Annotated in this window: 19 protein-coding genes; 10 read left to right on the top strand and 9 right to left on the bottom strand. The window is 65.5% G+C overall.

Going from position 1 to position 23,206, the window contains the following annotated elements:
* Positions 1 to 8: 8 nt before the first annotated feature.
* From AC1DYO_RS19935 to AC1DYO_RS19960, 6 genes are all read right to left on the bottom strand, one after another.
* Positions 9 to 1,052, bottom strand: a complete 1,044-nt coding sequence (locus AC1DYO_RS19935) for a substrate-binding domain-containing protein (RefSeq protein WP_477266156.1) — start codon at positions 1,050 to 1,052, stop codon at positions 9 to 11.
* A 313-nt stretch (positions 1,053 to 1,365) separates the two neighbouring features.
* Positions 1,366 to 2,385, bottom strand: coding sequence for an isopenicillin N synthase family dioxygenase (locus AC1DYO_RS19940; protein ID WP_477266158.1), 1,020 nt, complete (start codon positions 2,383 to 2,385; stop codon positions 1,366 to 1,368).
* Positions 2,386 to 2,531: 146 nt separating this feature from the next.
* On the bottom strand, positions 2,532 to 3,188 hold the full coding sequence (locus AC1DYO_RS19945; RefSeq protein ID WP_477266160.1) for a methionine ABC transporter permease: 657 nt from the start codon (positions 3,186 to 3,188) through the stop codon (positions 2,532 to 2,534).
* On the bottom strand, positions 3,169 to 4,260 hold the full coding sequence (locus tag AC1DYO_RS19950; RefSeq protein WP_477266162.1) for a methionine ABC transporter ATP-binding protein: 1,092 nt from the start codon (positions 4,258 to 4,260) through the stop codon (positions 3,169 to 3,171). The genes AC1DYO_RS19945 and AC1DYO_RS19950 overlap by 20 nt, the downstream gene beginning before the upstream one ends.
* A gap of 83 nt (positions 4,261 to 4,343) precedes the next feature.
* The gene (locus AC1DYO_RS19955; protein ID WP_477266164.1) at positions 4,344 to 5,198 is read right to left on the bottom strand and encodes a MetQ/NlpA family lipoprotein; all 855 of its coding nucleotides are present in this window, start codon (positions 5,196 to 5,198) and stop codon (positions 4,344 to 4,346) included.
* A 172-nt stretch (positions 5,199 to 5,370) separates the two neighbouring features.
* Positions 5,371 to 6,054 (bottom strand): SDR family NAD(P)-dependent oxidoreductase, encoded by a 684-nt coding sequence (locus AC1DYO_RS19960; RefSeq protein WP_477266166.1) that lies wholly within the window; start codon positions 6,052 to 6,054, stop codon positions 5,371 to 5,373.
* A 493-nt stretch (positions 6,055 to 6,547) separates the two neighbouring features.
* Between AC1DYO_RS19960 and AC1DYO_RS19965 the strand changes: the two genes are divergently transcribed.
* The gene (locus tag AC1DYO_RS19965) at positions 6,548 to 7,663 is read left to right on the top strand and encodes an anhydro-N-acetylmuramic acid kinase (RefSeq protein WP_477266168.1); all 1,116 of its coding nucleotides are present in this window, start codon (positions 6,548 to 6,550) and stop codon (positions 7,661 to 7,663) included.
* On the opposite strand, the gene AC1DYO_RS19970 is transcribed toward AC1DYO_RS19965, so the two are convergent.
* Complete coding sequence (locus tag AC1DYO_RS19970) at positions 7,660 to 8,079, bottom strand: GNAT family N-acetyltransferase (protein ID WP_477266170.1); 420 nt, start codon at positions 8,077 to 8,079, stop codon at positions 7,660 to 7,662. The genes AC1DYO_RS19965 and AC1DYO_RS19970 overlap by 4 nt on opposite strands.
* A 107-nt stretch (positions 8,080 to 8,186) precedes the next feature.
* On the opposite strand from AC1DYO_RS19970, the gene AC1DYO_RS19975 reads away from it, so the two are divergent.
* Complete coding sequence (locus AC1DYO_RS19975; RefSeq protein ID WP_477266172.1) at positions 8,187 to 8,606, top strand: GFA family protein; 420 nt, start codon at positions 8,187 to 8,189, stop codon at positions 8,604 to 8,606.
* Between the two features lie 58 nt (positions 8,607 to 8,664).
* Entirely contained in the window at positions 8,665 to 9,579 is a 915-nt protein-coding gene (locus tag AC1DYO_RS19980) for an RNA polymerase sigma factor (RefSeq protein ID WP_477266174.1), read from the top strand.
* Between the two features lie 10 nt (positions 9,580 to 9,589).
* Here the strand turns inward: AC1DYO_RS19980 and AC1DYO_RS19985 are convergent, their stop codons facing one another.
* The gene (locus AC1DYO_RS19985; protein WP_477266176.1) at positions 9,590 to 10,762 is read right to left on the bottom strand and encodes an MFS transporter; all 1,173 of its coding nucleotides are present in this window, start codon (positions 10,760 to 10,762) and stop codon (positions 9,590 to 9,592) included.
* Between the two features lie 48 nt (positions 10,763 to 10,810).
* On the opposite strand from AC1DYO_RS19985, the gene AC1DYO_RS19990 reads away from it, so the two are divergent.
* The 6 genes from AC1DYO_RS19990 to AC1DYO_RS20015 all read left to right on the top strand — a co-directional run bounded on the left by AC1DYO_RS19990 (position 10,811) and on the right by AC1DYO_RS20015 (position 18,888).
* Complete coding sequence (locus AC1DYO_RS19990; protein ID WP_477266178.1) at positions 10,811 to 11,350, top strand: Lrp/AsnC family transcriptional regulator; 540 nt, start codon at positions 10,811 to 10,813, stop codon at positions 11,348 to 11,350.
* Between the two features lie 98 nt (positions 11,351 to 11,448).
* Entirely contained in the window at positions 11,449 to 12,861 is a 1,413-nt protein-coding gene (locus tag AC1DYO_RS19995) for an SWIM zinc finger family protein (protein WP_477266180.1), read from the top strand.
* Entirely contained in the window at positions 12,858 to 14,297 is a 1,440-nt protein-coding gene (locus AC1DYO_RS20000; protein ID WP_477266182.1) for a DUF5691 domain-containing protein, read from the top strand. The genes AC1DYO_RS19995 and AC1DYO_RS20000 overlap by 4 nt, the downstream gene beginning before the upstream one ends.
* A gap of 19 nt (positions 14,298 to 14,316) precedes the next feature.
* Positions 14,317 to 15,396: an ATP-binding protein gene (locus AC1DYO_RS20005; protein WP_477266184.1), complete on the top strand. Its 1,080-nt coding sequence runs from the start codon at positions 14,317 to 14,319 to the stop codon at positions 15,394 to 15,396.
* Positions 15,397 to 15,400: 4 nt separating this feature from the next.
* Positions 15,401 to 17,650: a DUF5682 family protein gene (locus AC1DYO_RS20010; RefSeq protein ID WP_477266186.1), complete on the top strand. Its 2,250-nt coding sequence runs from the start codon at positions 15,401 to 15,403 to the stop codon at positions 17,648 to 17,650.
* A gap of 2 nt (positions 17,651 to 17,652) precedes the next feature.
* Entirely contained in the window at positions 17,653 to 18,888 is a 1,236-nt protein-coding gene (locus tag AC1DYO_RS20015; RefSeq protein ID WP_477266188.1) for a VWA domain-containing protein, read from the top strand.
* Here the strand turns inward: AC1DYO_RS20015 and tssH are convergent, their stop codons facing one another.
* Positions 18,889 to 21,702 carry a type VI secretion system ATPase TssH gene (gene tssH, locus AC1DYO_RS20020; RefSeq protein ID WP_477266190.1) on the bottom strand — a complete coding sequence of 938 codons (2,814 nt, stop codon included), beginning with the start codon at positions 21,700 to 21,702 and terminating at the stop codon, positions 18,889 to 18,891.
* 324 nt (positions 21,703 to 22,026) lie between these two features.
* Between tssH and tssA the strand changes: the two genes are divergently transcribed.
* Positions 22,027 to 23,205, top strand: coding sequence for a type VI secretion system protein TssA (gene tssA, locus AC1DYO_RS20025; protein WP_477266192.1), 1,179 nt, complete (start codon positions 22,027 to 22,029; stop codon positions 23,203 to 23,205).
* Position 23,206 lies beyond the last annotated feature (1 nt).

The raw sequence follows: 23,206 nt of genomic DNA on the forward strand, positions 1-23,206 counted from the left end.
TTGCGGCGTCAGCGTCTTGTCTGCGGTGCAGGCCCGTGGCTTGCCCTTGGCACCAGCGTCGGCCGGATCAGCCGCGTCAGCGGCGCGGCCGGCTTGTCGGCGATGACGGTGAGCAGCATGTCGGCGATCTCGCGCGCGCACTGGCGGATCGAGGCGTCGAAAGTGGTCAGGCCGGGCGGCGCATAGGCCGAGGCAACGACATTGTCGAAGCCGATGACCGAGAGGTCGCGCGGCACGCTAAGGCCGGCGCGGGCCGCCTCCTCCATCACCGTCAGTGCCAGCTCGTCGAACAAAGCGATGACAGCCGTCGGCCGCTCGGGTTGCTGCAGCATGCGGTTGACGGCCTGGATGCGGGCGCCACGGTCGAAGCGCGGCGCCGTCGCCACGTCGAGGCGCACGGATGGATCGCCGCGGCGGCCGATGGCGGCGGCAAGGCCGTCCTGTCGCAGATGACGGAATGTCATCGGCTCGGAAATCGTCACCAGGCCGAAATGGCGATGGCCGAGATCGTAGAGCATATCGAAGGCTTCGCCGAAGGCGTGAGCGCCATCGGTATCGAGCCAATTGTAGGCAAAGTCGCTGTCGAGCAGGCGACCGTGAGCGACGAAGGGAAAGCCGCGCTCGCGCAGATAGGCGAGCCGCTCGTCGACCTCGGCGATGCGGGTGACGACGACGCCGTCGGCGCGACCGGATTCGACGACATGGCGCAGCACCGACAGTTCGGACTGGCCAAGAGCCGCCGTGGCGAGGATGAGGTCGGCGCCATGCGACACCAGCCCTTCGCCAAGCCCGGTGACGAATTCGCCGAGAAAGGAATCGACGAGGTTGGGGCCGCGGATCGGCAGCACCAGTCCGACGAACCCGCTGCGGCCGGAGACAAGCGTGCGCGCCGCCGTGTTGGGGACGTAACCGACCTGGCGCGCGGCTTGCGCGACACGCTCGCGGGTTTTCAAGGCGATCTGCTCATGCCCGGCAAGCGCGCGCGACACCGTCGTTATCGACAGGTCGAGGCTCGCCGCAAGCTCTTTCAGCGTGGTGACGCGGGGTGGCAACCGTTCCTCCCGAAACGAAGTGTTGAAACGTTTGTAATGCGCTCGAGGAAAATTGCAAACGTTTTAAATCGGCGTGAGGCGGAAGCGCGGATTTGCGAAATAGCTATCGAAACGGTTGGGATAAAAAAGGCCGGGCGCGAAAGCGGCCCGGCCAAAAGAAGGTCAAGAACCTTCAGAGGGGAACACCGTTCGGTGGAATGGGAGGAAACCGCCGAACGATAATTCCTGTATGCGCGTATTCGCGGCGGTTGACGACGAACGGCTTTCTAAAACAGCGCGAGATTCAGAAATTTCGTTCTCGTCCTCGAAGATTTCAGCCGGCTGAGGCGCCGGTCTCAAGGAGATCCGCATAGTGGCGTCGCGCCACGTCGGGATGCGAGCGCAGGCGGCTCTTCAGCACATTGGTGCCGACATTGCGAAACAGCGGATTGTCGGGATCGCTGGCCGGCCCGCGCGCTTCGGCCGCCAGTTCCTCGGGCAGGTCGAGCAGCGGGATCGTGGCGTCGAGCCGGGCGCTGAAGAAGAAGGGAACCGAAATCCGCTCGACGCCGGCCGGCGGCGTCACGACGCGGTGGACGGTTGCCCGGAGATAGCCGTTGGAGGCCAGTTCGAGCAGTTCGCCGATATTGACCACCAGCGTGTCGGGCAGCGGATCGACATCGACCCAGCTGCCGTCATATTCGACCTGCAGCCCCTTGTTTTCGTCCTGCAACAAAAGCGTCAGGAAGCCGCCATCCTTGTGCGCGCCGACGCCCTGGTCGTCGCCGGTGTTATCGCGGCCGGGGTAGCGCACGATCTTCATGCGATGGTTGGGTTCGGCCCGGTAGATCGGATCGAATGCATCCTCGGCCTGGTCGAGCGACAAAGCGAAGGCCCTGAGCAGCCGGATCGCCACCGCCGTCGCCTTGGCCTGCCATGCCAGCAGCGCCGGCCTCAGTTCCGGCAGTGCTGCCGGCCATTGGTTCGGTCCTTGCAGCCGCGTCCAGGCGGGCACGCCGGGGCCTTGCGCGATGGTCGGGCGCTCGACACCGATGTCGAGCTGTTCGCGCCAATCGGCCTTGCCTTTGGTGAGTTCGCCGCCGGCGCGCGTATAGCCGCGAAACTGCGAGGACTTGACCATTTCGATGGCCAGCTTGTCGGCTTCCGGCAGAGCGAAGAACCGGCGCGAGGCGTCTAGCACCTCGGCGGTGTCGGCGGCCGATATGCCGTGGCCGGTCAAATAGAAGAAGCCGACGTCGCGGGCGGCCGTGCGCAGGTCGAACAGAAACGTTCGCTGCTCGGAAGCGCCCTGTTCGAGACGGCTGAGATCAAGCACCGGTACGATCCTGGGCATGGTCAAGCTCCTTGTTTGCCGGCCCCGATGTCCACGGTGGCACGCAGGCTGGTCCAATCAAAGCAATACGCAATCCAATCTCGACGCGAATGAAGAAAGCCGGCGCTGCTTTTTGCTGCCGGTGGGCAAATAACGTTCAGGGACGCTCATCCACGCCGGTCCAGCCTTGCGACCAACCGGTCGCCGACCCACTGGATGCCGCAGACGAGGATGATGAGCACGATGACCACGGCGACCATGACGTTTGTCTCGAAGCGCTGGTAGCCGTAGCGGATGGCGAGGTCGCCAAGCCCGCCGGCGCCGATGGCGCCGGCCATGGCCGAGGCGCCGATCAAGGTCACCAGCGTCACCGTGAAACCGGCAACGATGCCGGGCAGCGCTTCGGGCACCAGCACCTCGCGGATGATCGTCCAGCGGTTGCCGCCCATGGCGCGCGCCGCCTCGATCAGCCCGCGATCGACCTCGCGCAGCGACACTTCGGCGATGCGGGCATAGTAGGGCGTCGCGGCGATCGACAGCGGCACGATCGCCGCCCAGGTGCCGATCGAGGTGCCGACGATCAGCCGCGTCACCGGGATCAATGCCACGAGCAGAATGATGAAGGGCACCGAGCGGAAGCCATTGATGACGGCGCCGAGCGCGCGGTTCACCCATATGTTCTCAGCGATGCCGCCGCGCTCGGTGGCAATCAAGGCAAGGCCGAGCGGTAGGCCGAAGACCAGCGAGATGAGGCCCGACGCCGCTGTCATCAGGACGGTCTCCCAGATCGAACGCAGCAGAAGTTCAAACAGAACCGGCGACATGGCCAAGCACCTCCACCCGCGCTTCGCGGGCCTTCAGGAAAGCGATTACTTCGGCGAGATGGCGTGCATCGTTCCCCGACACCGCCAGGAACAGCGTGCCGACCGGCTGCTGCTGGACATGGTCGATGCCGCCATGCACGAGGCGGAATGGACCCGGCACCGCAACAGCAAGATCGGACAGCAGCGGCCCACGTGCCGCCTCGCCGGCGATGTCGATCCTGAGGATAAGCTCGGCGCCGGCGCCCGGGACAAGCCGGCCGGCGATCTCGGCCGGCAGTTGCGGGCGGATGCCGCCGAGCAGGCTCCTGGTGATTTCGGAGCGCGGCTCGGCGAAGACCGACCACACCGGCCCTTGCTCGACGATGCGCCCTGCATCGATGACCGCGACGCGGTCGGCGATCGAACGGATCACCTCCATCTCGTGGGTGATGAGCAGGATGGTCAGGCCGAGCTGGCGGTTGATGTCTTTCAGCAACGCCAGGATGGAACGCGTCGTCTCGGGATCGAGCGCCGAGGTCGCTTCGTCTGACAGCAGCAGCGCCGGGCGCGCGGCAAGCGCCCTGGCAATGCCGACACGCTGCTTCTGCCCGCCCGACAGTGAGGACGGGTAGGCTTTGGCTTTCTCCGACAGGCCGACGAGATCGAGCAGTTCGGCCGCGCGTGCCAGCCGCTCTGCCTTTGGACGGCCTTCGATCTTCAGCGGCAGCGCGACATTGTCCTCGACGGTCTTGGCGGACAAAAGGTTGAAGTGCTGGAAGATCATGCCGATGCGCCGCCGCAGCGGCTGCAGCTCACGCTCACCAAGCCGGCTGATCTCGCGGCCTTCGATGAAGACGTCGCCGGAATCCGGCCGCTCCAGCCCGTTGAGGCAGCGGATCAGCGTCGACTTGCCGGCGCCGCTGCGGCCGATGATGCCGAGGATCTCGCCCTTGCGCACCGTCAGCGAGACGCCGTCGAGCGCAGGCGTCGCGCCGAAGCGCCGCTTGAGGTCGACGAGGCGGACGACGTCCTCCTGCCCGGCGGCAGGTATGTTGACCGGATCGGCCAGTTCGGCCGTGACGTGCTGGTTCATCTCACTGTCCGTTCCGACGGTGCACAAATGTGACAGCGGCCCGCTCAAAAGCGGGCCGCCTGCTCCTGATAGCCAGGCGCCGATCAATAGGCGCTGATCCCGGTGCCCTTGTAGACCTTGTCGAACTCGGCCTTGACCTTCTCGTTCTGGTAGGAGGCAACCAGCGTCTTCACCCAGGCCTCGTTCTCATTGCCGGATTTGACGGCGATGAAGTTGCGGTAGGGATTGTCGGCCACCGGTTCCTGGGCGATGCGGTTGTCGGGGCCGAGGCCGCTCTTCAGCGCCCAGTCGGTGTTGACGACGGCCGCGTCGAGATCCTCGACCGAGCGCCCCACAATGCCGGCGTCGAGCTCCTTGATGACCACCTTCTTCGGGTTCTCGGCGATGTCGGCGGTGGTCGCCAGGATGCCGGTTCCGTCCTTGAGCTTGATCACGCCTTCGTTCTGCAGGACGCGCAGCGCGCGGCCTTCATTGGAGGGGTCGTTGGGCAGGCCGATGACGGCGCCTTCCGGCAGGTCGGCGACCTTGGTGTACTTCTTGGAGTAGAGGCCGATCGGCCAGACGCCGGTATAGCCGACGCGCACGATATGATACCCTTGAGTCTTGATCTGGTTGTCGAGATAGGGCTGGTGCTGGAAGGCGTTGGCGTCGATCTCGCCGCGCTCGAGCGCCTCGTTGGGCTGGGTGTAATCGTTGAACACCACGGTCTCGATGGTCAGGCCCTTTTCGGCGGCCTGAGCAACCACCACGCGCCAGACATCTTCATCCTCGCCGCTGATGATGCCGACCTTGATCGCCTTCTTGTCTTCGGCGAAGGACGGCGTCGGCTGGGCCAGGCCGACAAGCGTGACGGCCGAGGCGAAAAGTGCCGCAAGGGCAGCTCGTCGGCTGATGGCTGATAAAAGATGAGCGTTGGAAGCGTTTCCGCGTTCGGACATTGTCGATCCCTCGTAATCCTGAAGTCATATCGGCCGAGCGGAATGCCAAGCCTTGATGACATCATCGGCAATGCTGTTTGCCGGATCAAAGAACCGCATTTCTTCTCAAACACGAAGCCGGGAATATTCTCTCAAAGATTTCACGTTCCCGAGAACGGCCACGCCGGGCCGATTAGAATGTCTCGACCCAGGGCCGAAGCTCGACCTCAAAGCTCCAGGCGCTTCGATGCTGGCGATGGGTGGCGAGATAGGTCTGCGCGATCGCATCGGGCGACAGCTGGCTATCCGGCCGCTCCGGCTTCTTGCCAACCGGCTCTATCTGGCCGTCGATGATGAAATGCGCGACATGGATGTTCTTCGGGAAGAGTTCGCGCGCCATGGACTGCGCCAGGCCGCGCAGGCCGAATTTCGGCATGGCAAAGCCGGCTGAATTGGGAAACCCCTTGATGCTGGCGGAGGCGCCGGTGAACAGGATCGAGCCGGAGCCGCGCGCGAGCAGCCGCCGCGCCGCCTGCTGGCCGACCAGGAAGCCGCCATAGGCGCCGACCAGCAGCGCCTGCTTGACCGCATCGGCATCGACCTCGGCGATCGGGCCACGCGTGCGGCCGCTGGCGTTGAAGACGGCAAGCGCCAGCGGGCCTTGCTTGTCGGCCGCCTCGAACAGGTTGGCGACGGAAGCAGGATCGGCGACGTCGGTCTCGACGGCCAGCGCGCCGGTCTCCTCGACCAGCGCCGCCAGCTTGGCCGTGTCGCGGGCGGCCAGCACCACGCGGAAGCCTTCCGTGGTGAGAAGGCGTGCCAGCGAGGCGCTCAAGCCCGCGCCCGCACCGGCGATCACTGCAACTTCGGATGCCATGTCGTTCTCCCGATTCAGCGCACGGACATTCGGCCCGATGCCGATGTCGCTTGTGACATAGCTGGCGTCTTGAGCGGCAAGAGGCAAGGACGGCGTTGCTCCATTTTCGCCGTTCGAAGCAAAAAGCCCTTCGGCATATGCGACAACCCCATCAGGAACCCAGAGCAGTCGCCACGGACAGGTGGTCGATGTCAGCGCCGCCCCTCATTGCCCTGCCGGGCATTTCTCCCCGTATAGTGACGGGGAGAAAGGGGCTGGCTGGGGCCTCGGCGCCATTCTAGCAACGCCGGAGATTGGCGAAATCATCGATGAGAGCGACCCCTCTCCCCGTCACTATACGGGGAGAGGATGCCGGCAGGCAGGTGAGGGGCAGCGCCAACGCCGCGGGAAATTCAGATCCTGAAACGCTTGCCTTGATCAATGAAGGCAAAAGACTTGCCTGCCCGACCGATCCGTCCGACACGTGATTCAACGACGATTCGAGAAAGCGACCATGGAACCAATCTGGGCCGTCGGCCTGATGACCGGCACCGTGCTTGACGGCAATATCGACGTCGCGCTGATCAAGACCGATGGCGAGCGCATCGCCGATTTCGGCACCTACACGCTTGCCCGCTACCCCGCAGAGATTCGCAGGCTGCTGGAAGAGACGCTGCGCCAGGCGCGGGCGTGGAATTTCGACGGGCCGGAGCCGGCGATCTTTGGCGAAGCCGAGGAAGCGCTGACGCGGGCGCAGTCGGCAGCGGTGAAAGATCTCGTCGAAAGCTATGGCCTAACCATGGCCGATATTGGCGTGGTCGGCTTCCATGGCCAGACCGTGCTGCACCGCGCCCCGCAGCCAGGACGGCGCGGCGATACGCGCCAGCTGGGTGACGGCGAGCTGATGCATTCCATTTTGGGCGCCAAGGTGGCCTACGACTTCCGCTCGGCCGATGTCCGCGCCGGTGGCCAGGGCGCACCGCTGGCGGCAGCCTATCACGCAGCGCTGCTCAGGGAAGCCGATGCCAGCGGCGACACCGCCGTGCTCAATCTCGGCGGCGTCGGCAACATCACGTGGTGGGATGGCAAGGACAATGTCGTCGCCTTCGACACCGGCCCGGCCAATGCGCCGCTCAACGATTTCATCAAGGCCAACGGCCTCGGCGAGATGGACCGCGACGGCAGGTTGGGCGTGGCAGGCACGGTCGACGAAGCACGGCTGGCCAAATTGCTGCAGCATCCTTACCTGACAAAACCCTATCCGAAATCGCTCGACCGCTTCGACTTTACAGCAGCGATGGCCGATGGGCTTGGCGCAGAGGACGGCGCGGCAACGCTGACGGCCTTCACCGTCTCGGCCGTCGGCAAGGCGCTCGACCTTTTGCCGCGCCGGCCGAAGCGGCTGGCGGTCAGCGGCGGCGGCCGCCGCAACCCTACTATGATGGCGATGCTGGCGAGCCGCGCCGGCGTCGAGGTGGTGCAGGCCGAGACTTTGGGTTGGAAAGGCGATGCGGTGGAAGCCGAATGTTTTGGTTTCCTGGCCGTGCGCGTGCTGCGCGGGCTGCCGATCTCCTTCCCGAGCACGACCGGGGCGCCACGACCGATGCAAGGCGGTAAGCTCGCCGGTTAGAACTTCTTCTGCAGGAAGATGCGGCTGCGGCCGGCGGGAAAGTCGGGCAGTGCGCCGAAAGGCCGGTAGCCCTGCCGCTCATAGACCTTGGCGGCGACGGGATTGAATGTGTCGATCAGGGCGCCGTGGCAGCCGCGCGCCAGCGCTTCCCGTTCGGCGGCGTCCAGCATATCGCCGGCCATATGCTGGCCGCGCAGCCGTTCATCGACCCACAGCCATTGCACATAGAGCCAGCCCCAGGCGGTGTATCCCGAAATGCCGGCGACGACGGTGCCCTCCTCGTCGCGCACGAAGACGGCGAGTGCTTTGCGGCCGGAAGGGCCGACATCGCCGTCATTGAACGCCGTCAGCCGCTCGGCCAGGAAGGCGAGGTCCTCGGGCAAGGGATCGGCGGTGGTCTCAAGGGTCGTTTTCATTGCGTTGGCCATCTTGATGCCTGTCCACGTATCCTTTTCCCGTCGCCATACGTCTTGGATGTTGGCGGGCGATTGTGCCGGCCGGCAAACAGCGGAGAACGCGGGCAATGCTGAAAACCTATGCTGGAAGCTGCCATTGCGGCAAAGTCCGTTTCGAGGCGGATATCGACGTTAGCCAGGGAACCGTCAAATGCAATTGCTCGATATGCACCAAGACGCGTTCCTGGGTGGGGTTCGTCGGCCCCCGGCACTATCGCCTGGTGTCGGGAGCCGATGCGCAGACCGAATATCAGTGGACACCACTAGGCAGGGACCGACCCAGCGTCGAGTATCATTTCTGCGCGACCTGCGGCACGCGCCTGCCGGCGCGAGGCGATATCCCAGCCCTTGGTGGCATCGTCTTCGCCATTCCGATGGCGGCCCTTGACGGCATCGATCCGCAGGAGCTTGCGGCAGCGCCTGTGATGTATGTCGACGGCAGACACGATCGCTTCGACCGGCCTCCCGATGACATCAGGCTGATGTAAGATGGCCAGATCTCTCAACGCCTGCTTCGGCGACGCAGCTGACCGGGATGCCATGACGATGACGCCAAGACTTGACCCCGCAGGGCTCTTCGACATGCGCTATGCCGCATTCCTGGCGACGGTGGTGCATCTGCGCGGACGGCTGCATCGCTATTGCGCGCGCATGACGGGCTCCGCGATCGATGCCGAAGACGTGATGCAGGAAGCGCTGTTCGAGGCCTATCGCAAGATCGAGACACTCGACGATCCGGGCGCCCTTCGGCCGTGGCTGTTTCGCATCGCGCACAACCGCTGCATCGATTTCCTGCGCAGCCGGCAGGCGCGCAGGCGCGCTGAAGCCGGTTTCGCGGAAGACGAGATCATCCTGCCGGTCGAACCGGCGGGCGCGGGCGCCGATCGCGCGATCGAACGGCTGGTGATCCACCTGCCGCCGAAGGAACGCGCCTGCGTTCTGCTGAAGGATGTCTTCGACCATTCCCTGGAAGAGATTTCCGATCTCGTCGGTTCGACAGTTGGCGGCGTCAAGGCGGCGTTGAGCCGTGGCCGCGCCAAGCTGGCCGCGTTGCCGACGGAGCCAACTGTCCGTCCAGAACCTCGGCAAAATCCGCAGCTTGCAAGATTGCTGAACCGCTATGTCGAACTTTTCAACCGCCGTGACTGGGATGGCGTGCGGGCATTGACCAGCGCCGATGCGCAGTTGCGGGTTTCGGATTGCTTCAGGGGTAAACTGTCGCAATCGCCCTATTTCGTCGAATATGAGAACGGCCAGATGAACTGGACGATGGCGATCGGCGCGGTTGATGGCGAGACCATGCTGATTGTGCTCCATCGAGGCGAATGCGGCTGGAAACCGGCCTATCCGGTTCTGATCGAAGCAACCGACGGGGTCATCAATCGCATCAGCGACTATTATGCCTGTCCTTGGCTGATCCCGGCGGCGGACACGGTTGTCGTGCTGCCCCAACTCGGTTGAGCACCGCCGGTCAACCCGGTGAACGCCAAGTCCCAGCCGCGGCTGCGACCAGCATCAGCAAGGCCGCGACGATCGCGCAGGCGGCAAAGCCGAATGTCGAATAAAGCGGCCCGAAGCTGGTGGTGCCGATAAAGACCGCGAGATAGGTGACCGAACTGTTCAGTCCCATGATGGTGCCGCGGCGCGACGGATCGAGCGCGGTGAGGCGCATCACGAGCACGTTCAGGCCGAAATGATTGGCAAGGCCCCATATGGCGATCATGGCCAGGATCAGCGCGAAATTGCTGCTTGCGAGCGCGATCGCGACATAGACGGCGGCGACCAGCAGATAGGCGAAAGGCATGACGCGCCGCGCGCCGATGCGGTCGATGAGGCCGTCGAGAAAGGCCGCCGTGCCGAAGCCGGCGCCATAGGCAAGTGCGGCGAGCGCATTGGCGCTGACGGGCTCACCGAGATCCTGATGCAGATGGTCGCCGAGATAGCCGTAGACGCCATAAAAAGCGGTCATGAAGGCGGTGCAGGCGATAAGCAGCGGCACGATGCCGGGAATCGCCAGCGCACCGAACGGCGTCGGCGCCGGGCCGCTTTTCCTGGCGTCACTGAGCGAGGTCATCGACAAGGCGGCGAGCGCAAGTGCTGAGAGCACCGCCACCGCGGCGAAGACGGCGCGCCAGTGCACGAGGTCGGCAAGTACGGCGGACAGCGACACGCCGGCCACCATGGAGACCGTCCAGCCGGTCAGCACAACGCCGATGGTGCCGCTTTCGCGGCCGGGCGGCGCGATTGCCGCCGCACTGGCATAGATTGCCGGCATGGCAACGCCGGCGGCAATGCCGGCGACCGCCTGGGCCGCGACCAGCATGATCACCGTCGGCGCCAGCGCGCTGGCGAGAAGCCCGACCGCCAGCAACAGCAGCGCGCCCTGCAGCATGCGGCGGGCGCCGATGCCGTCGATGTAGCGGGCGAGGAACAAAGCACTTGCCGAGGTGCCGAGACCGAAGGCGGCCGACGCGGCCATCACCGCCGGCACGCTGGTGCCGAAGGATGCCGCCACCGCCGGGGCGATCGGACCCAGAACCAGTGAGTTCGAGCCGATGACGGCGATACAGCCGGTCAGCAGATAGGCCAGCGCAGGGATCGGCGCTGTTGTTGGGAGCGTTGCGGCTTGATGTGTGTTCGTCATATCGGCATAGTGGCCGAATTAAATTCTGCGACAACAAGGAATTTCGTTATGGATGAAGAAACAGATGGTGTTCTGCAGAACAAGGTAGCTCCCCGTGAGCTCGACGCGATCGACCGAAAAATATTAGGCGTGCTGGTCGAGGATGCAACGATCAGTTACGCCGAACTTGGCGAACGCGTCTGCCTGTCGCCGCCGGCGGCGCATGAGCGGGTGAAGCGCCTGCGGCGTAGCGGCGCCATCCGCGGCACAGCGGTGATCATCGACCCCAAGGCGGTGAAGAAGCCGCTGCTCACCTTCGTGCATATCGATACCAAGGGCTGGGGCAAGACGCCGGAGCTGATGGCGGTTTCGCAATATCCTGAGGTCGAGGAGATCCATTCGGTGGCCGGCGACACCTGCATGTTGCTCAAGGTTCGCACCGAGGACACCAGGGCGCTCGAAGGCCTGCTGGCGAGGCTCTACGAAACGCCCGGCGTCACCTCGACGCGAAGCTATGTCGTGCTGTCGACCTATCTCGAGCGGCCGGTGCAGCCAGGCGTCACGACGGAATGGCCGACGCCCCGGCACATGGCAACGCCGCTGTACTGATCTGCGCGATCTTCGTCTTGCCGGAGCCACAACAATCCTTCACAAACGGCACCCTATACTGATGCCAGGCATTGATTTGGGGTGACGAGAGGCGCGGCTTGGAATTCGACCTGAAAACCATCGAGTCGCTGGCCCCCGATCAGGCATCGCTGAGCGCCGCCTCGAAGCTGACCAAGCGCTCGAACTGGCCACGGCTGGAGAAGAACGAGCAGCAGGCACTGATCTGGGGCGAATGCCAGGGCTCCGGTTCCAATCCCTATCGCACCGTAGTCGATACCGGCGACCACGGCTACAAATGCACCTGCCCGTCGCGAAAATTTCCGTGCAAGCACACGCTGGCGCTGATGTGGATCGCCGCCACCGCGCCGGCCAGCTTCACCGCTGCCCAATCGACGCCGGAATGGGTGAATGACTGGCTTGGCCGGCGCAGGAAGACGACACCCCAGCCGGCCGCTGCGAAGCCGGGCGCCGGAGCCGGCGCGACGGGTAAGAGCATCGGCGAGGCAGCACAGCCGGATGAAGCCACCGCAATCGAGGACGCTGCCGCAGCGGAGCGCCGCGAGACGGCGCAGCGCAAGCGGGCGGAAGAGACGCGGACTGCGGTGGCGGGTGCGCTGGACGAACTCGACCAGTGGATCGCCGACCAGTTRCGGCTCGGTCTTTCCGCATTTGCCGATGCCAGCAGCGAGCGCTGCCGCCGGATTGCCGCCAGGCTGGTCGACATGAAGGCGACAGCGCTTGCCGGACGTATCGACGAGATCCCGGCGCGGCTGATGGCGCTGCGCAGCGAGGAACGGCCGGATGCAGCGATCCGCGAACTCGGCAAGCTGGTGCTTTTGGCCAAGGCCTGGCGCTCGGCGCCCGATGATCCCGAACTGAAGCGGCTGGTGTCGGCCTCCGAGACCCGCGACCAGGTGCTGGCCAGCCCCGATGCAAAACAGGTCGACAGCCATTGGGAAGTCGTCGGCGAGAAGATCGAGACCCGCCGCGACGGTCTCGTCAGCCATTCGACATGGCTGCTCGATCTGAAAAGCCCGACGCCGCAGTTTGCGCTGCTGCTCGATTTCTTCCCGGCCTCGGCCGGCCGCCGTTCGGCTGCGTTCACGCCCGGCAACCGGTTCGATGCACGGCTGGTGTTCTATCCATCGCGCCAGCCGCTGCGGGCGCTGGTGGCGGAGCGCAAGGGCGATGTCGTGTCCGGGGCCTGGCCGGATTTCGGCCTAGGCGCCATGAAAGATCCGCTGGCGGCGCATGCATCGCAGCAGGACGCCGCGCCATGGTCCACCGACTGCCCGCTGATGCTGCCGGCAGGCGCGATCCTGCTCGATGAGCGCGGCGCCGCCTGGTGGCAGGCGGCGCATGACCCGCAAGGGATCGCGCTGCCTGTCGCCGGGACCGTCGATCAGACCGTGCTTGGCCTCGATCTCGCGGCCACGGCAGCCCTTTGGAATGGCGCGCGGCTCGATCTGCTGGCCGCGCAAAGCGACTTCGGGAGGCTCGATTTGTCATGAACGAACTCGAGCAGACCGGCCTGGCGACGATGCGTGACTGCTGGATCACCGGCGGAACCACATTCGATCTGGCCCCGGCCGCGTGGAAGGAAATTGCCGCCGGTGCTACCCCGGACGAACGGGAGCGGCGGCTGCTGGCGATCGCCGCGCAGGCGCTCGATGTCGGCCTGCGGCCGGCCGCGCCGAAGACGCTGAAGCGGCGTCCGCCGCTGCCCAGGCTTGGCCTGCCGCTGCTGCCGGAGCGGCTGCGGCCGCTGTTGCGGGCTGCCCTGAACAACGCCGCCGATGCGCGGCGCAAGTCGCGCGTCGCGACACTTGTCGCCAGCCGCGGCTATGTGCTGCATCCGATGGACTGGATGCCGTCGGCATCAGACCAGACCAGCCCCGACGTCTATGCGCCATGGATCGACTGGCAGGCCAGCTTGGAGGGGCTGAAGATTTCGCCGCAGGAGCAGCTGACGGTGCAGAACTGGGATGACTTCTACCCCGCCGCACGCCGCATCGCGCTGGCCGAGATGCGCCGCCGCGACCCGGCTGCGGCCCGCGACCTGATCGAAGCCAAGGCGCCGGGCGAAGCGGCGGAAGTCCGGCTGGCACTGATCGAACTCATGCATTTCGGCCTGACGCCCGACGACGCGCCGTTCCTGAAAAGCCTGGCCACCGACCGCTCCGGCAAGGTGCAGGAGCTGGCGGGCCGGCTGCTGGCAAGGCTGGGCGAGCACGGCCGCGCCGGCGATGGCGGAGCCGACGATCCCGTTGCCGAACTCGCCGCTTTCATCGCAGAAGGCAAATCCGGCTTCATCCGCCGCCGCACAACCTACACGCCGGCAAAGTTGAAGTCGGGTGCGCAAGAAAGTCGTCGCGTCGACCTGTTTGCAAGCTGTTACCTGGTCGATCTTGCCGCGCGTTTCGGCAAGACAGAGTCCGATTTCATCGGGGCATGGCAGTTCGGTGTCGACGACAGAGCTGATCTGTCTCTCGTTCGGATGGTCGCGGTGTCCGGCAGCGATGCCACGGTGGCTCTGTTGGCAGATACGCTAGCCACCGAGGGCGGCAAGTCGGCATTGTTTGTCTTCCACCTCATGTTGCGTTTGGACAGCGGCAGGAAGCGCAATCTGATCAGGCAGATCCTGAAGGACGCGCAAAATCTTGAAGCGCTCAACCTGGTCGAAGGCGCCGAAGCAAGCTGGCTTGAATGGGGCGATCTGACAAATGGCAAGGCGCTGTCGGCACTGCGTTCCAAGGTTGCGGGAAACGACGAGCCCGCAAAGCGAAGCGCAGACCACGCCCTGGAGACGATAGGCTTTCTTGCCACTGCGGCAACAGCGGAACGACTGATCGGCGACATCGTTGCGGCCGGCATGCCGCCGGCGGCGGCTTCGCTCGCTTTTCTGCGCCTCAACACGGCCCTGACCGGGCCTGGACCCAACACATGAGCAATCGGAGAACAGCACCATGAACGCAGCCATCCGTCTCCCAGTCGAGCAGGCCTATGCGTCCGAATTGCAAGCGCTGGCGCGCGGCGACGACCGGCAGAAGCCGGCCGGCTGGAGCCTCTCGCCGAAGGCCGTGCTGACCTATCTGCTCGGCGGCAAGGCAAGCGACGGCACCGTGATATCGCCGAAATATGTCGGCCGCCGCCGGCTGATGGAAACCGCGGTGGCTACACTCGCCACCGACCGCGCGCTGCTGTTGCTCGGCGTTCCCGGCACCGCCAAATCCTGGGTGTCGGAACATCTCGCCGCCGCCATCATGGGCAATTCGACGCTGATCGTGCAGTGCACAGCCGGCACCGACGAGAACCAGATCCGCTATGGCTGGAACTATGCGCAGCTTCTGGCCAAGGGGCCGAGCCAGGAAGCGCTGGTGCCGACGCCGCTCTACCGCGCCATGGAGAGCGGCAAGCTCTGCCGCCTGGAAGAGCTGACGCGCATGGGGTCGGACGTGCAGGACACGCTGATCACCGTGCTGTCGGAGAAGATGATGCCGATCCCGGAGCTCAACACCTCGCTCTACGCCCAACGTGGCTTCAACATCATCGCCACCGCCAACAATCGCGACAAGGGCGTCAACGAATTGTCCTCGGCGCTCAAGCGCCGCTTCAACGTCGTGGTGCTGCCGCTGCCCGAAGACATGGCCGAAGAGGTGGCGATCGTCGCCAAGCGCGTCGACGAGATGGCCGGCGGGCTCGACCTGCCGGTGCCGAAGAACGTCGGCGAGGAGATCGCGCGCGTGCTGACCATTTTTCGCGAACTGCGCTCCGGCGCAACGGCCGACGGCAAGGTGACGCTTAAGACTCCTTCCGGCTCGCTATCGACCGCAGAGGCGATCGCCACCATGGTCGGCGGCCTCAGCCAGGCGGCGTGGTTCGACAGCGGCAAGCTCGGCGCCGAAGGTCTTGCCGCCAGCCTTGTCGGCGCCATCATCAAGGACCCGGTGCAGGACAAGGTGGTGCTGGAGGAGTATCTCGAAACGGTGCTCAAGAAGCGGCCGGACTATGCCGGCTACTACGCGGCGCTGAACGCAGCGATCTGAGGTCATGAGCGACGTCGCCTATTTCGGCATCCGCCATCACGGGCCGGGCTCCGCCGACAGCCTGGTGCAGGCGCTGCGCGACCTGCAGCCGGTTGCCGTGCTGGTCGAGGGACCGAGCGACGCGTCCGCCCTGCTGCCATTGCTGGCGCGTCCGGAAATGCAGCCGCCGGTGGCGCTGCTTTGTTATCCCGAGGACGATCCGGCCGCGACAAGCTTCTGGCCGTTCGCCGAGTTCTCGCCCGAATACCAGGCGGCGGTGTGGGCGGTGGAGAACAAGGCGGCGCTCAGGTTCATCGACCTGCCGTCGTCAGCGCGATTCGCAGCACCGGCGGACGGCACAGACGAGACGGATGATGCCGACAAGGCCGAGCCCAAGGAGGAAGCCGGCGAGGATGGCGAGGCGGCATCGCATCGCGATCCGATCGGCACGCTGGCTGCGGCCGCAGGCTACGAGGATGGCGAAAGCTGGTGGGCCGATATCATCGAGCAGAACCCGCGGCCGGGCCCGATCTTCGCGGCCATCGCCGATGCGATGACGACGCTGCGCGACGGCGAAGGCGCACTCGCGCCATTCGAGGCCAAACGCGAAGCGCATATGCGGCTCGAAATCGCTGCCGCGCGCAAGGAATTCGACGGACCGATCGCCGTCGTCTGCGGTGCATGGCACGTGCCGGCCCTGCGGGCCGCGCACACGCTGAAGAACGACCAGGCGCTCATCAAGGGAATTGCCCGGCGCAAAAGCACCATGACGTGGGCGCCATGGACGGGACCGCGTCTGGCGCTGGGCTACAGCTATGGCGCCGGCGTCGTCGCACCCGGCTGGTGCAAGCATCTGTGGCGCACACGCGGGCGGCGCGACGCCGCGACCCTGTGGCTGGCGATGATTGCGGCGGTGTTGCGGGCGAAGGGGCATCTGGTCTCCACCGCATCGCTGATCGAAGCCGAGCGGCTCGCCCGCACACTTGCCGCCATTCGCGACCGGCCGAAGCCCGGCTTCGAGGAATTGCGCGACGCGGCGATCGCGGCGCTGTTCAACGGCGAAGCGGTGCTGTGGGCACTGGTCGAGGCCGAGCTGCTGCTGGGTGCCGATGTCGGCGAAATTCCGCCCGACACGCCGCTGGCGCCGCTGATCGAGGATCTGCAGCGCAACCAGAAGGCGGCGCGGCTGAAGCCGGAGGCGCTGGAGCGCGAACTGTCGGTCGACCTGCGCAGCGAAAGCGGGCTGTTTCGCTCGACCTTGCTGCACCGGCTGAACGTGCTCGGCGTGCAATGGGGCAGACTGGCCGATGCCGGCCGCAGCCGCGGCACCTTTCGCGAAAAATGGACGCTTGCCTGGGAGCCGGAATATGCCGTGCGGCTGGTCGAGAACCTGATCTATGGACCAACCATCGAAAAGGCCGCCAATGGCCGCCTGATCCAGATGCTCGGCGCCGCCGCCAGCCTCGATACACTGGCAGCGCTGGTGCAGAGCGCCATCACGGCTGATCTGTCGGAGGCCGCGAGCGCCGGCCTTGCGGCGCTGGAGGCGCGCGCGGCCCACAGCAGCGAGTGCCTGGAGATGCTGGCCTCGGTGCCGCCGCTTGCCGACATCATCCGCTATGGCGAGGCGCGCAAGACCGAAACCAACCGACTGTCCGGTTTGTTGGAACGGCTGATCGTCGAAGGCGCAATCGCCTTGCCTTATGCGGTGCGCGACCTGGACGAGCAGGCCGCCACGACGCTGGTCGGCGCGGTGCGCAAGGCCGACGCGGCGATCCGCCTGGTCGAGCCCGGCGAAGATGTTCTCGATGCCTGGCGCAACGGGTTGGCCGGCGTGCTGGAGGGGCAGCGCTCGACGGCACTGCTCGCCGGCTGCGCCGCGCATCTGCTCTACGAGGCCGGCCAGCTGTTGGCCGAGGACGCTGCCGGACTGCTCGGGCGCAGGCTGTCGCCGGGGACGCCGGTTGTACAGGCGGCGGGTTTCTTCGAAGGTTTCTTCAGCACCGCCGGCCAGCGGCTGATCTATGACGAAGGCTTGCGCGGCGCGGTCGATGCATGGCTGAAATCGCTCGACGAGGACGCCTTCATCGCGCATCTGCCGCTGCTGCGGCGTGTGTTCTCCAATCTGGACAGCATGGAGCGCCGGCGGTTGATCGAGGCTGTCCTCGGCCGCACCGCTCGACTGCCCGCCGGGCTGACGCCGGCGCCTGATGGCGGCGAGGGCTGGCGCCGGCACCTGGAACGGCTTGGGCCCTTGCTGGCGGGCGGAGTATGACGATGGACGACGAAACAAGCGGGGAAAGCTTGGCCATTGCATCGGCCGATGGCGGGCGCGAGCGCCGCTGGCGGCTGGCGATCGGCGCTGATGACGAGGCCTCTTCAGCCCTTTCCAGCGACGATAAAAAACTGTCTTCGGCACTCGATGCGCTTTACGGCGACGGCGTTAATGTCGATGCCGACCCGCGCAAGCGGCGCGGCGGGCTTGGCCGCTCGGCGCCGCGTGTTGCGCAATGGATGGGCGATATCCGCTCCTTCTTTCCCGCGCAGGTGGTCCAGATCGTCCAGAAGGATGCTTTTGAGCGGCTAAACCTGAAGCAGATGCTGATGGAGCCGGAATTCCTCAAGGCGATCGAGGCCGACGTCAATCTCGTCGCCGACCTGATTTCGCTGCGCTCGGTGATGCCGGCCAAGACCAAGGACATCGCCCGTACCATCATCGCCGACATCGTCGCCAAGCTGATGCAGCGGCTGGAGCAGAAGACCGCCGAGGCGATCCGCGGCGCGCTCGACAAGTCGCGACGCACCAACCGGCCGCGGCAGCGCGACATCGACTGGCCGCGCACCATCTCGGCCAATCTTCGCCACTACCAGCCCGAGCACAAAACCATCGTGCCGGAAAAACTGGTCGGTTTCATGCGCAAGCAGCGCCGGCTGGTCGATCTCGACGAGGTGGTGCTGTGCGTCGACCAGTCCGGCTCAATGGCGAGCTCGGTTATCTATGCCTCGATCTTCGCGGCGGTGATGGCCTCGCTGCCGGTCGTGCGCACCAAGCTGGTCTGTTTCGACACGGCCATCGTCGACCTGACCGAGGAGCTCAGCGACCCGGTCGAAGTGCTGTTTGGCGTGCAGCTTGGCGGCGGCACCGACATCAACCAGGCGGTCGCCTATTGCGCCGAGCGCATCGAGCGGCCGACCAAATCGCACTTCGTGCTGATCACCGACCTCTATGAAGGCGGCAACGGCCAGGAATTGCTGCGGCGGCTGGCGGCGCTGGTGCGGTCCGGCGTCAATGTCGTCGTGCTGCTGGCGCTCACCGATCAGGGCCGGCCGGGTTACGATCCGGCAATGTCGGCCTCGGTCGCGGCCCTTGGCATACCGGTCTTTGCCTGCACGCCGGATCTGTTCCCCGACATGATGGCGGCGGCGTTGCGGCGCGAGGATATCGGCGCCTGGGCGGCGGGCGCCGATATCAAGCTGATCCGCGCCGAGACCGAAGCGAGCAGTCAGACCTGACTATTCGAACGAATAGGCAAAGCCGTCGGCCGAAGCGCTGACGGTCACTTTCGTCATCTTCTCGCCATCGAGCGACCGGTTCAGCACGCCGCGGCTGAGTTCCGGCAGCAGCGTGTTGGTGAGGATGGCGTCGATCATGCGGCCGCCGGACTCGATTTCTGTGCAGCGCGCCTTGACCAGCGCCATGACACCGTCGCCGATCACCAGTTCGGCATCGTGGCTGGCTCGCAGCCGCCGGGCGATCTTGCCGAACTGATGGCGAGTGATGGCCTCGATCATCGAATCCGAAAGCGGATAGTAAGGAATAGTCACCACGCGGCCGAGGAAGGCCGCCGGAAAGACTTTTAGCAGCGGCGGGCGCAAGGCCGCGTCGAGACCGTCGAGCCCTGCCCTGACCGTGCCGTTGCCGGTCCGCTCCATGATGACTTCGGAGCCGACATTGGACGTCAGCAGGATGAGCGTGTTCTTGAAGTCGATGCGCCGGCCCTCGCTGTCGTCCATCATGCCCTTGTCGAAGACCTGGAAGAAGATCTCGTGCACGTCGGGATGCGCCTTCTCGACCTCGTCGAGCAGGATCACCGAATAGGGCTTTCTGCGCACGGCCTCGGTCAGGATGCCGCCCTTGCCGTAGCCGACATAGCCGGGCGGCGCGCCCTTCAGCGTCGAGACGGTGTGCGCCTCCTGGAATTCGGACATGTTGATCGAGATCAGGTTCTGCTCGCCGCCATAGAGCGTCTCGGCCAGCGCCAGCGCCGTYTCGGTCTTGCCGACGCCGGAGGGGCCGCAGAGCAGGAACACGCCGACCGGCTTTTCCGGCGCGCCGAGCCCGGCGCGGCTGGTCTGCACGCGCTTGGCGATCATCTCCATGGCATGGTCCTGGCCGACGACGCGCTCGGAGAGAGTGGTGGCGAGCTTGAGCGCCTTCTCGGTCTGGCTGGACAGCATCCGTCCCGTCGGGATGCCGGTCCAGTCCTGAACCACGGCTGCCACCGCATTGCGGTCGACGGAGGGTAGGATCAGCGGCGTCTCGCCTTGCGCGGTGGCAAGCTCAGCCATGAGTTCGCGCAGCCTTGCGAGATCGGCTGCGGGATCCGCGGGCGTCGCCTCAGCGTCCGCAGGCGCTTCGGTCTTGGCTTTGGCTGCCTTGGCCTTCGGCTTTTCAGGCTTGGACGTTTCAGCCTTGGGCGTCTCGGCCTTCGGCACCTTGGTCTTTTCTTCGTCCGGCGCTGCCGTTTCGGCATCCGCCTCAGCGGTCGCCACCTCGTCCAGCGGCACGCCGTCGCCGCGCAGCCGCGCACGCAGTTCGAGGATCTCGGCAACCAACGCTTTTTCGCGTTCCCAGCGCTCCTCGGCGGCCGCAAGCGTGACCTCGGTCTCCGCGAGTCCGGCATCGACCCGCGCCTGGCGCTCGGCCACCTCGATGCCGATCGCCGCCTCGCGGCCGATAATGCCGCTCTCGACCTCCAGCGCCTGGCGGCGGCGCAATATGTCCTCGACCTCGGCCGGCGTCGCATGCTGCGAGACCGCGACCCTGGCGCAAGCGGTGTCGAGCAGGCTCACTGCCTTGTCCGGCAATTGCCGCGCCGGAATATAGCGATGCGACAGGCCGACCGCCGCCTCGATCGCCTCGTCGAGGATCTGCACCTCGTGGTGCTGTTCGAGCACGCCGGCGACGCCGCGCAGCATCAGAACGGCGACTGCTTCCGACGGCTCGTCGATCTTGACCACCTGGAAACGGCGGGTGAGCGCCGGGTCCTTTTCGATGTGCTGCTTGTATTCGGCCCAGGTGGTTGCCGCGATGGTACGCAATTCGCCGCGCGCCAGCGCCGGCTTGAGGAGATTGGCCGCATCGCCGGTGCCGGCCGCACCGCCGGCGCCGATCAGCGTGTGTGCCTCGTCGATGAACAGGATGACCGGCGTCTCGGAGGATTGGACCTCGTCGATGACCGCCTTCAGGCGCTTTTCGAACTCGCCCTTGACGCTGGCGCCGGCCTGCATCAGGCCGACATCGAGCATGCGCACGCTGATACCTTGCAGCGGCGGCGGCACGTCGCCCTGCGCGATGCGCAAGGCAAAGCCCTCGACCACCGCGGTCTTGCCGACGCCGGCCTCGCCGGTCAGGATCGGGTTGTTCTGCCGGCGCCGCATCAGAATATCGATGATCTGCCGGATTTCCGGGTCGCGGCCGACGACTGGATCGATCTTGCCGTCATGGGCGCGCTGGGTCAGGTCGGTGGCGTATTTGGCCAGCGCCGAGTCCCCGCCCGGAGCCCGCCGCGGCGCCTCTGCGGTGGGGATTGCGGCAGCCGCGGCGCCGGCTTCGAGCGAGCCTTCCACCACTTCGGCGAAGCGAGCGATGACCGCGTCGGCGTCGATCTTGTCGAACTCGGCGCTGATCTTCGACACCAGGCCTTCCAATACCGGCGTCTTCAGGCAGGCGAGGACGATATGGGCGCTGCGGACCTCCTCCATGCCGAATTCCAGCGTCGCCAGGTTCCAGGCTTCCTGGATGGCGTGAAAAATGTGGTCGGAAAACTCCTCGATCGAAGTAGCGCCATAGGGCAACTTGTCGACGGCCCGGGTCATGTCGCTGGTAAGCCGGCTGGCATCGAGCCCAGCGTCGGCAATGATCATCTGCACGTCCGAGCGCTCGGACAGCACCAGTTGCTCGATGAAATGGACAAGTTCGACATAGGGATTGCCGCGCAGCTTGGCGCTGTCGGCGGCGGCCTTGAAGGCGCGCAGGCAGACCGGATTGAGCTTACCGACCAGTTCCTTGCGTTTAAACCCCTGCGACGACCGGCGCTGTTCCATCGAACCTGCTCCTGCAATCTGCCTGTCGACAACCTGCCACATAAGCAGCCGCTTGACAAAGCGCGTGATTCAGCCGGCTGCTTCCCTTTGTGGAAAGTCCCGCACCACCAAATGCAGACAACCACGAAATTGCCTGATTCTATGCGACGCACTTCACATACAAGCTTCGCCAGCCACGCCATGGATTGCGCCATTCATGACGCAGTCACATTGCACTGCATCAGCTGCCGTTAACTTTTGGGCAGTTGTTGAATTGTGGGAATGTGCAACGGGTGCTAACGTTGCGTTAATGCGCGGTTTTAGGTCCGGTCGCCGGGGGTAGCAGTGATCGATCTCGCACTTTGGCTCGCTCCGCTGGACGGTGAAAATCCGTCAGGTGAAGACTTGCGCAACGATCCGGCTTTTCACGAGCTCGAGCGCCTTACCGAGCCGCAGGTCAAGGTCGTCCATGACGGGCGCAACAAGCCTGCCGCGCAATCGACGATTCCCGTCGACTGGCCTGCTGTTCTCGGTAAGGCCGAGGAACTGCGTTCGCATGGCCGCGACCTGCGCCTGCTTGTCATCGTCGCCCGGGCGCTCGCCAATGAAGAGGGGCTGGCCGGACTAGCGCAAGGCCTGACGCTGATAGCGCGGACCTTCGAAACACATTGGGAGACGATGCACCCGGCGCTGCGGCCCGGCGGTCAGCCGCGCGATGCCGCCTTGCGCCGCCTCAACGCGCTGGCCGACCTGCAGAATAGCCAGGAAGGCCTGCTGGCGAACCTCAGGCAGATGGTCTTCTTCGCGCCGCGGCCCATCGGGCCGATCAGCGGACGCGACCTCGAACAGGGCGCGCTCGACGATCGTGTCATGCTTCAGGAAGCGGCGTCGGGATTGAATGCCACGGAGAAGGCGGCGCTGGTCAGCGCGCATGGACAGCTGCTGAACCGGGTGGGCAGCGGATGCGCCGCCCAGCAAGACCAGGCCGGTGAACAGATGACGGCGCTCATCGCCGCAGCCCATGCCGCGCTCGAGGCGCTCGACGCGGTCGATACGGCGCTGAATGCCCGTCTTGACGGCAGCGGAGCTACCGTCCCGGACCTGAAGCGGTTTTTGCAGCGCGTTCTGACGACGCTGGAGCGCAATACGGCGGTCGAGACGACAGAAGAGGCGGCGACGAATGGCGCGGCCAGCCCGGCGCCTGCCCCGGTGAACCCGGCAATGCCGGCCAGAAACGGTTATGGAGCCGAGACGATGGCAAGCTACGCAGAGCCAAGTGCGGGGCTCCCCGACAGGATTTCCTCGCGCGACGATGTGGTGAAGTGCCTCGACCTTGTGGTGGCTTTCTACGACCGCACCGAGCCGTCGAGCCCGATCCCGCATCTCGCCCGTCGGGTGCGCCGCATGGTGCACATGGATTTTGTTGAACTGATGGAAGATCTCGCCCCGTCGGGGCTGAAGGAATTCCGGCTGCTCGCCGGCGTTCCGGACGCCAAGAAGACCGCCCAGAAAGATGAAAGGTAGC

Source organism: Mesorhizobium sp. P2_F5 (assembly GCF_056403715.1).